Origin of the sequence: Streptomyces oceani, from assembly GCF_001751245.1 — a bacterium.
GTDB classification, from domain to species: Bacteria; Actinomycetota; Actinomycetes; order Streptomycetales; family Streptomycetaceae; genus Streptomyces; species Streptomyces oceani.
In genome coordinates, this window is sequence record NZ_LJGU01000098.1 from 2,718 (window position 1) to 4,701 (window position 1,984).

The following is a 1,984-nucleotide window of genomic DNA, read 5'->3' on the forward strand; positions in this document are numbered from 1 at the left end:
CGGCGGCGAGGTCCAGCAGGCCGGCGAGCGGCTGCTGGTCGCCGGACACCAGGCCCTGCTCGACTGCGGCGCGTATGGCCAGGTCACGGCGGGTGGCGGCGAGGTTCGTCGGGTGGTTCATGCCTCCAGCGAAGCACGTTCGGCGGAGCGATCCCAGTCTGGTTGTTGACTGAAAATATTCACTCCTTAGGGTGTATGAATAGATGGCTGCCGGACGGCAGCAGTTCTGTTCTCCTCGGGGAGGCACGCCCATGTCAGGACAGCCGGCCGGACCGCGAGTCGTACGGGCTCCGCGCGGCACCCAACTCAACGCCCTGGGCTGGCCCCAGGAAGCCGCGCTCCGGATGCTGCGGAACAACCTGGACCCCGAGGTCGCCGAGCACCCGGACCAACTCGTCGTGTACGGCGGTACGGGCCGGGCCGCGCGCGACTGGCCGTCCTTCGACGCCATGATGCGCACCCTGGAGACGCTCCGACAGGACGAGACCATGCTCGTCCAGTCCGGCCGCCCGGTCGGCGTGCTGCGGACCCACGAGTGGGCGCCACGGGTCCTCCTCGCCAACTCCAACCTGGTGGGGGACTGGGCGAACTGGGAGGAGTTCCGGCGGCTGGAGGCCCTCGGCCTCACCATGTACGGACAGATGACCGCCGGCTCCTGGATCTACATCGGCACCCAGGGCATCCTTCAGGGCACCTACGAGACCTTCGCCGCCGTCGCCGCCAAGCGCTTCGCCGGCAGCCTGGCCGGCACCATCACGCTCACCGCGGGACTCGGCGGCATGGGCGGCGCCCAGCCACTCGCCGTCACCATGAACGACGGTGTCGCGCTGTGCGTCGAGTGCGACCCCTCGCGTATCCGGCGCCGTATCGAGCACGGCTATCTGGACCGTGCCGCCGACTCCCTCGAGCACGGTCTCCGGCTGGCCACCGAGGCGCGCGACGCCCGCCGCCCGCTGTCCGTCGGGGTGCCCGGCAACGCCGCCGAACTACTGCCCCGGCTGCTGGAGATGGGCGCCCCGATCGACATCGTCACCGACCAGACCTCGGCCCACGACCCGCTCGCCTACCTGCCGGTCGGCGTCGACTTCGACGAGATGGCCGAGCGGGCCGCCACCGACCCAGGCGGGTTCACCCGCCGGGCACAGGAGTCCATGGCCCAGCACGTGGAGGCCATGGTCGGCTTCCAGGACGAGGGCGCCGAGGTCTTCGACTACGGCAACTCGATCCGCGGCGAGGCCCGTACGGCCGGATACCCGCGGGCCTTCGACTTCCCCGGGTTCGTGCCCGCGTACATCCGCCCGCTGTTCTGCGAGGGCAAGGGGCCGTTCCGGTGGGCCGCGCTGTCCGGCGACCCGAAGGACATCGCGGTGACCGACCGCGCGCTGCTCGAACTCTTCCCGGAGAACGAGTCGCTGGCCCGCTGGCTGCGGATGGCCGGCGAACGGGTGCACTTCCAGGGGCTGCCCGCCCGGATCTGCTGGCTCGGCTACGGGGAGCGGGACAAGGCCGGAGAACGCTTCAACGAACTGGTCGCCTCGGGCGAGATCTCCGCGCCGTTGGCGCTTGGCCGGGACCACCTGGACTGCGGCTCGGTCGCCTCGCCGTACCGGGAGACCGAGGCGATGAAGGACGGCTCGGACGCCATCGCGGACTGGCCGCTGCTGAACGCCATGGTGAACGTCTCCTCCGGCGCCTCCTGGGTGTCCGTGCACCACGGCGGCGGGGTGGGCATGGGCCGCTCGCTGCACGCCGGCCAGGTCACGGTCGCCGACGGCACGGCGCTGGCCGGCGAGAAGCTGCGCCGGGTGCTGACGAACGACCCGGGTACCGGCGTCATCCGGCACGTCGACGCCGGCTACGAGCGGGCCGACGAGGTCGCCGCCGAGCGCGGCGTACGGGTGCCGATGCGTGAGGGCGGCGCGGCGTGACCGCGAGGGAGGGGGACGCGGGCCCCGGCGCCGGCACGACGGGCGACGCCGCTCGC

At 72.1% G+C, this 1,984-nt stretch carries 1 protein-coding gene; it reads left to right on the top strand.

What is annotated here, in order from left to right:
* Positions 1-251: 251 nt before the first annotated feature.
* Positions 252-1,928 carry a urocanate hydratase gene (gene hutU, locus AN216_RS03230; protein ID WP_070195056.1) on the top strand — a complete coding sequence of 559 codons (1,677 nt, stop codon included), beginning with the start codon at positions 252-254 and terminating at the stop codon, positions 1,926-1,928.
* Positions 1,929-1,984 lie beyond the last annotated feature (56 nt).